The sequence below is a fragment of the Granulicella sp. L46 genome (assembly GCF_009765785.1).
Lineage (GTDB): Bacteria > Acidobacteriota > Terriglobia > Terriglobales > Acidobacteriaceae > Granulicella.
The window spans coordinates 218,730-226,010 of the sequence record NZ_LMUT01000012.1 but is presented as its reverse complement, the minus strand read 5'-3'; the positions used below and the strand labels follow the sequence as shown (position 1 = coordinate 226,010).

The following is a 7,281-nucleotide window of genomic DNA, read 5'->3' as shown; positions in this document are numbered from 1 at the left end:
CCAAATCATTCTCCCGGCCCTTGCCGACGGAGCCATCGTCCTCTGCGACCGCTACACCGACAGCTCCGAGGCCTACCAGGGCGCCGGCCGCAACCTAGGCTCGGACCGCATCCTCGCCATGCACCGCGCCGTCTGCAACAACGTCCAGCCCGACTTCACCATCCTTCTCCTTCCCCCACTAGCAGCCTCCCTCAAGCGAGCCCGTCGCCGCAACGATCGCCACGTCCAGCAGCAAGGCACCGACGAAAATCGTTTCGAGCGCGAAGGCGACGAATTCTACACGCGAGTCTATGAACAATATCGCGAGATCGCACGACGCGATCAAAGCCGCGTCTCGGTATTTACAGAAGAAGCCCCCATCGCCACCATCCATGAGCGCATCCTCGAAGTAGTGCGTCAGCGTCTGGATGAAGTCGTCCATTCCCGCCATGAGCCTTGAAGGCCTGCCGAAGCCGCGCTTCAGTCTTTGCCTTTCTTTCTGTCATTCCCTCTGGGAATCTGCTTCTTCCTTTGACCCCGTAAAGCGCTCCGAAGAAGCCAGCACGTAGCATTTGTCGCGCCGACTAGGAACCGCCCACCCCCCATGTCCGAAAAACCACGCGACTTCGAAAAAGAGTACGACTACACCCCAGCCCGCACCCTCGGCGAGTGGCGCCTCCCCGCCGGCCTCCGCCGCGCCCTCCCCTACTACGCCCGCCGCAAGTGGGTAAGCTTCGGCGAACCCATTCCCTTATTCGAACATCTCCACAACACCTTCGGCCGCATCGCCCACTACCGCTTCATGGGCACCACCATCGTCTTCGTCAACGACCCCGACTACATCAACGAAATCCTCGTCACCCAGGCAGGCAGCTTCGTCCGCGAGCGCACCCTCAAACGCATGAAGATCCTGCTAGGCGAAGGCCTCATCACCTCCGACGACCCCATCCACAAGCAACAGCGCCGCATCGTCGCGCCAGCCTTCCACCGTCAACGCATCGCAGGTTACGCAGATCAGATCGTCGCCGCCGCCCAGGAATCCGCCGGCCGCTGGACCGAAGGCCAGCCCATCGACATCAACGACGAGATGATGCAGCTAAGCCTGCACATCGTAGCCCGCACCCTATTCGACTCCGAAGTCACCGCAGACGTCCTCGCCGTCCGCGACGAAGTCAACACCATCATGGGCCTCTACAACTTTCTCGTCGCCTTCCCCCGCCTCGAGAGCGTCCTGCACTGGCCCATCCCCGGCGTCATAAAGTTCCGCCGCAGCCGCGCCAAGCTCGACGCCGTAGTCGCCACCATGATCGCCAGCCGCCGCTCGCTCACCCGTTCCCAACTCGAAGCGCGCGGCGACCTCCTCAGCATGCTCATGGCCGCCCGCGACGAAGACGGCAGCGGCAAAGGCATGACCGACACGCAAGTCCGCGACGAGCTCCTCACCATCTTCCTCGCCGGCTACGAGACGGTAGCCAACGCCCTCACCTGGACCTGGTACCTCCTCAGCCAGAACCCCGAAGCCGCAGACAAAATGTATGCGGAAGTCAACGAAGTTGTCGGCACCACCACCGCCACCGTCGACAGCTACCCCCGCCTAAAGTACACCGAAATGGTCTTCGCCGAATCCATGCGCCTCTACCCACCCGCGTGGGCGATGGGTCGCCAGTCCACCGTCCCCATCGAGCTAGGCCCCTACCGCTTCCCGCCCGACACCCACTTCTTCTTCAGCCAATTCATCATGCATCGCAGCCCCGAATACTGGCCCGACCCACTAGCCTTCCGCCCCGAGCGCCACACCCCCGAAGCCAAGGCCGACCGCCCCCGCTTCGTCTACTTCCCCTTTGGGGGAGGCCGCCGCCAATGCATCGGCGAAGGCTTCGCCTGGATGGAAGGCGTCCTCTCGCTAGCCAGCATCGCCCAGCGCTGGCGCCTAACCTTCCTCCCCACCTACCCGGTAATCCCCCAAGCCAAAATAACCCTCCGCCCCAAGCACCCCATGATGATGCGCCCCGAACCCGTCCTCTAACCCCCGTCCCATATTTTCGTCGTCATCCTGAGCGCAGCGAAGGACCCCCGTAGTGCTGTTGCTCTTGCTGTTGCCCTTGCCTTTCTTTCTGTCATTCCCTCCGGGAATCTGCTCCTTCACTTGCTGTTGCTTTTGCTTCTCTAGTTGTCATTCTGAGCGCAGCAAACGAACCTGCTGTTTCCCGTTCTTGCTTTCTTCAATCAGCCACAAATTCCGTATCGACCGCTCCCACCCCCGAAACCTGTCAAGCCCCCTAACCCCACCAAAACCTCCAAAACCCCTATCAACACTAGCGATTTATATTTTCAAAACCTGGCATAATCACCCTCACCAAAGGACTAGACTTTAACTAGCACCCACATACCAAGGACCACGCCCGACATATACGGACGGGATCGCAGCCCCATCCGTTGCGATCCCAAATGGTACTTCCACGCCTAAAATACCCGAACACCAGAGTTGCGCCACAAACCCACCCTGCCAAGGTCATACTTTCGGCCATAACCTACCTGAAGTGAAAGACCTACCCACACAGTCCACCGGACGAAGGGGGGTACTTTCGGACGTAACTGGCCTGCTTAGACTACTTTGCCGCAAAAGTCATACTTGGGGGGGGGAGGGGGTACCCGGGCCGCCGCGAGCCCCAACTCGGGGCTCTACCAGGACGAGGTAGTCTGAAAGTGTGCCGCTACCCACCACCTTCAACGACTTCATCGGCAACCAACCCACGGTCGAGAGCCTCCGCGCGGCCATCGCCGCCGGCCGCCTCCCGCACTCGTTCATCGTCCTCGGCCCCCGCGGCTCAGGCAAGTACACGCTCTCGCTGCTACTCACCATGGCCCTCGAGTGCGAAAATCAGCCCCGCGAGCTGGCAACCGAAGGCCCCCACGCCGGCCAGCAGATAGCCGGCTTCTGCGGCCACTGCCACAACTGCACCCGCATCGCCGAGAGCGCCGACCTCGACACCAAAATCGACGAAGCCGTAGCCGCCCGCGAAGAGATGCGAGAGGTCGACAAAAAGGAAACCCGCGTCCTCGTCCAGACGCACCCTGATGTCCTCATCGTCCCACCCGATCCGCCGCAGCTCCTCATCAAGCTCGGCCAGATCCGCACCCTGATCAATCGTGCGCACCACCTGCCAGCCGAAGCCCGCGCCAAGGTCTTCATCATCACTTCTGCAGCCTTCATGAAGGAAGCAGCGAATTCCCTCCTCAAAGTCCTCGAGGAACCACCAACGCACGTCCACATCGTCCTACTCGCCGAGAACCTAGGCGAGCTACTGCCCACCATCCGCTCCCGCTGCGCCGTAGCCCACCTCGGAGCGTTACCAGCCGACGAGATTGCCGCCCTCCTCGCCCAGCGCCGCCCCGAGCTCAACAAGACGGAACGCGAACTCACCGCCCGCCTCAGCGAAGGAGCAGCTGGTCGCGCCCTGAGCTTCAACCTCGCCGAATACGCTGCCGCTCGCAACGACGCGCTAACGATCCTTCACACCGCCGAGCGCTCCGGTGGTGCACAAGACCACTCCACCCTCTTCCGCATGACCGAGACCTACCGCACCGGCGCCGAGGGCCAAACCAAGACCACCGCGCTCCTACGGGCCCTCTCCAGCCTGCTCGAGGACATCCTTCTCCTGCAGTCCGGCGCTCCCGACCGCGTCCGCAACATCGACAAACGCGCCGACCTCCAGCGCCTCGCCGACACCTTCACCTTTGAGTGGATCGAACAGGCCGTGCGTGCCATGGACGCCGTCCAAAGCGGCATGCGCCGTAACCTACTCCGTTCTTTGAGCCTCGACGCCCTTACGGTGGAACTTGAAGGTAGTCGTCGCTAGTTGTTGAAACGAACAACCCTTGTCTCTCGTCTCATCATCAAACGTTCCAATCAATGCATTTGAAAGGAACCAGGGCACAGCACACCGTGTCTGATCAGGGCTGCCGTTTCAGCCCTTTCCAGCGGCTTCTTTGCAGCGCTCATTTGTGTAGTGCTCGAAGGAGAAGACGCGATGCCGGTAAAGAGAGCAAAGATGGAGAGTAGAACCGCAACCCGCGCTGACGACAATACCTTCAACGGAACCCGCAAGCTGGTACGTCCGCAGCTACCACCCGTAGAGCGTCGCCGCGATCCTGTGCATACCGAAGATCCACTAACTCACGCCATGATCTCAGATACCCACGGAACCCCGGAGAGCTCTCACGCTGAAGCGTTCTACTTCCAGAAGCAGATGCAGCAGCAGACCGAGATGACCGTCGTGCTGGAAGACGGAGAACAACTCCACGGCATCATCCAATGGTATGACCGATGCACCGTGAAGATGCGCGTCGGGCGCACTCGCATCCTGGTCTATAAAGCTTCAATCAAGTATCTCTACAAGACCAGCGACGCGCACGCAGCCAACAGTGTCATGAAGTAGCACCTAAGCCGGCCGTGCGGCCTTCAGAAGGCGGTCGCGGATGGCATCCCTAATCCCGCCAGCTTCTGGCAGCGGACATAGAATCACAGACACCCCGCGATCATCGAGTGCTCGCAGGCCAGCAAACAGCCGAGCTGCAAGCGCCTCAGGATCGTCCCACCGTGCCCAGCTCTCGACCACAGCGTCTGCGTTCACGGTCCAGCCCTTCGGAAGAAGCACGCCAATCTTCCCACCCTGAATAGCAGCTTCGGCTTCCGCGAGTGCGCCTTGCAGCGCCGCCTGGGAGCCGTCCACCAACACCATCCGCGCCCGCGGTGCATAGTGGCGAATGCCAACTCCCGGCGATGGCATCGAGACAGGTTGCGCCTCCGTCGTCGGAAGAAACGCCTCGACAGCCACGCCCGTGACCGCGGCGAGCTGAGCTGCCGTTACCGCCCCAGGACGATAGAGCACCATTGGCGTCTGCGTTGGGTCGAGCACAGTAGACTCGACCCCGATCGAGGTTGGACCAGCGTCGAGCACGGCATCGATTCGCCCGTCCAGGTCTGCCAGCACGTGCGCGGCGGTCGTCGGGCTGGTGTGCCCGAAGAGGTTGGCGCTAGGCGCAGCGACCGGAACACCTGCAGCCGCCAAAAGCGCCCGCGCCGCCGGATGAGCCGGCACCCTAACCCCGACCAACTCCCGACCCGCCGTGACCGCGTCCGGAACGGCCAAGCTTCGCGGGAGAAGCAGGGTCAAGGGTCCAGGCCAGAAGGCATCGGCAAGGGCAATCACTCGCTCTGCCAGCTTCGCTGGGACCACGGCCACTTGGCTAAGCTGCTCAACCGAAGCGAGATGCACGATGAGCGGATCCCAGAAAGGTCTCCGCTTGGCAGCGAAGATACCGGCAACAGCCTCTGCTGATAGAGCATTGGCCCCAAGGCCGTAAACCGTCTCGGTCGCAAATGCCACAAGGCCTCCGTCGCGGAGCAGCATCGCGGCGCGGACCAGATCGGCCGGAGTGGAATAATCGAGATGAACGGTCTGAGGCATGTGCTGACTTCTCATCGTAGCGAATGCCGCGACGATTCCACGTATTCCACAGGTGCAAATGGTTGCTTTCCGGACACGATTCCAGACGTATACTGACGCCATGCAGGCTGCCGAGATCGAGCTGAAGTTTTCCGTCGCGGATATTCGAGAGCTTCGCTCAACAGCTGATGCCCTCGGCTTCAAACTTGTAACGGACCGCACCTTCGAGAGCAACGTGCTCTACGATTCTTCCGACCGGCAACTCCGCACGCAAAGGCAGATCCTGCGACTTCGCCACTATGGAAACCGCTGCACGGTAACCCATAAGCGCCAGGCGGAAGGTGGCGATGGAGATCTTCGCTACAAGACACGAATTGAGACCGAGAGCGTTGTAGAAGACTGTGACGCGCTCGCGGAAATTTTCATCCAGCTAGGCTATCGACCTGTATTCCGCTACGAGAAGTTCCGCACGGAGTGGGCGATGGACGAAGGCCACCTCGTGTTGGACGAGACGCCGATAGGGGTCTGGGCAGAGCTCGAGGGTCAGCCAGCTTGGATCGATGCGATGCTTGAGAAGCTATGCATTGCGCCCGAACTGCGAACTATCCAGAGCTATGGCAGTCTCTTCCTGCGATGGAAAGAAGAAACCGGAAGTGCGGTGGAGAATCTCACTTTTGATGAGATCGCTGCCTACGCAGAGGTCTCAACGCTCGCTGTCGTAGCCCACTAGTTAGAGAATTTGGAAGTTGACGGCGACATAGAGGTCAACCCGGACTGGCTTGCCGTCTTTCATAGCCGGCTTAAACCTATATTGACGAACAGCCTCTACAGCCTTCTCGTCGAGGCCCATTCCAACCCCTTGGACCACACGGACATGTGAGGGAGTTCCGTCCGGCTCAATATAGAGGTACACCGTAACACTTCCGGAGAACTTGGCCTTGCGCGCCTCTTCGGAGAACTCGGGTTCGACCTGGTAAAGAACAACAGGTCGACTGATCCCACCACCGATGTGCATCACGCCGCCGCCAGTGTTGCCACCGGATCCAGGCCCGATGCCTGAGCCGTTACCGGAACCGATTCCGGTCCCAGTTCCGTTCCCGAGCGAGACTCCTCTAAGGGTGGAATTGGGCATTCCCAGGTTCGGCATCTGATTGTTGGCTAGGTTCAGATCCTTCTGCACCACAACGGTCGGAACGACTGCCAGCTTGGGAGCGTCGGTGGGCGGAGCCTTGGGGGCAACCAGTTGCTTCTGTGTGAAGTCGGGCAGCCTTCCCTTGCTGACCGGAGCTAAGTCGTGCTGGCCGCCACCACCGCCTATCTGCTCGAGCTTGGGAGCAATCGGTGGCGGCGGCGCGGCCAGGACTGCTGCAACATTCTTTTTAGCCGGACTGATCACGTTGACCTGGCTGGCGATAAAGAGCGCAACCAGCAGGATGATGAGTACGTGCGCGCCGATAGCGAACGCGGTCGACGCGGGGCTGCGCTTGCTCGCCATGCGATCGGGAACAGCAACCGGCTTGGACTGCAGGACGAGCGGCGGAAGTTTGGGGGCAAAGAAGGCGTCGCGGACACTCGAAATCAGCGACCCAAAGACGCCTTGTTCCTTGATCTCCACGCTGAGACGCACTGGCTCAGGCATCTTCTGAGGCACTCGTTCTCCGAGATCGGGATCGACCTGGCTGGTGGGGGGAGGCGGGAGGGTATCAATGTTAGGCATAGGCGAAACGGGTCTCGGCGCGGTCTTCTCTTCTCTTCTTCAACTACCTGGGGCAAACACAGCCTTCAGCTTCCGGAAGGTGCGTCGCCAAGTCCCTGGTTCATTCTACAAACTCTTACCCAGGTTTGCTCTGCC

7 protein-coding genes are annotated in these 7,281 nt (G+C 60.7%); 5 read left to right on the top strand and 2 right to left on the bottom strand.

The window, feature by feature from the left end; genetic code table 11:
* The 4 genes from GSQ80_RS10250 to GSQ80_RS10235 all read left to right on the top strand — a co-directional run.
* On the top strand, positions 1 to 439 hold a 439-nt coding region (locus GSQ80_RS10250; protein WP_371315703.1), incomplete at its 5' end, for a dTMP kinase.
* 144 nt (positions 440 to 583) lie between these two features.
* Positions 584 to 2,005: a cytochrome P450 gene (locus tag GSQ80_RS10245; protein ID WP_158787555.1), complete on the top strand. Its 1,422-nt coding sequence runs from the start codon at positions 584 to 586 to the stop codon at positions 2,003 to 2,005.
* A gap of 682 nt (positions 2,006 to 2,687) precedes the next feature.
* Positions 2,688 to 3,839, top strand: a complete 1,152-nt coding sequence (locus GSQ80_RS10240) for an ATP-binding protein (RefSeq protein WP_158787554.1) — start codon at positions 2,688 to 2,690, stop codon at positions 3,837 to 3,839.
* 171 nt (positions 3,840 to 4,010) lie between these two features.
* Entirely contained in the window at positions 4,011 to 4,418 is a 408-nt protein-coding gene (locus GSQ80_RS10235) for an RNA chaperone Hfq (protein WP_158787553.1), read from the top strand.
* Between the two features lie 3 nt (positions 4,419 to 4,421).
* Here the strand turns inward: GSQ80_RS10235 and GSQ80_RS10230 are convergent, their stop codons facing one another.
* On the bottom strand, positions 4,422 to 5,450 hold the full coding sequence (locus tag GSQ80_RS10230) for an L-threonylcarbamoyladenylate synthase (protein ID WP_158787552.1): 1,029 nt from the start codon (positions 5,448 to 5,450) through the stop codon (positions 4,422 to 4,424).
* Between the two features lie 58 nt (positions 5,451 to 5,508).
* Between GSQ80_RS10230 and GSQ80_RS10225 the strand changes: the two genes are divergently transcribed.
* A complete protein-coding gene (locus GSQ80_RS10225) occupies positions 5,509 to 6,159 on the top strand; it encodes a class IV adenylate cyclase (protein WP_254059571.1) in 651 nt (216 codons plus the stop codon).
* Here GSQ80_RS10225 and GSQ80_RS10220 read toward each other — a convergent pair whose 3' ends face one another.
* Positions 6,160 to 7,146 carry an energy transducer TonB gene (locus GSQ80_RS10220; RefSeq protein ID WP_254059570.1) on the bottom strand — a complete coding sequence of 329 codons (987 nt, stop codon included), beginning with the start codon at positions 7,144 to 7,146 and terminating at the stop codon, positions 6,160 to 6,162.
* Positions 7,147 to 7,281: the final 135 nt, after the last annotated feature.

Bases quoted from the DNA above. Each gene is read 5' to 3' on its own strand.
- GSQ80_RS10245 (WP_158787555.1), top strand. From the start codon at position 584: ATGTCCGAAAAACCACGCGACTTCGAAAAAGAGTACGACTACACCCCA.
- GSQ80_RS10220 (WP_254059570.1), bottom strand. From the start codon at position 7,146: ATGCCTAACATTGATACCCTCCCGCCTCCCCCCACCAGCCAGGTCGAT.
- GSQ80_RS10225 (WP_254059571.1), top strand. From the start codon at position 5,509: ATGGTTGCTTTCCGGACACGATTCCAGACGTATACTGACGCCATGCAG.
- GSQ80_RS10230 (WP_158787552.1), bottom strand. From the start codon at position 5,450: ATGCCTCAGACCGTTCATCTCGATTATTCCACTCCGGCCGATCTGGTC.
- GSQ80_RS10235 (WP_158787553.1), top strand. From the start codon at position 4,011: ATGCCGGTAAAGAGAGCAAAGATGGAGAGTAGAACCGCAACCCGCGCT.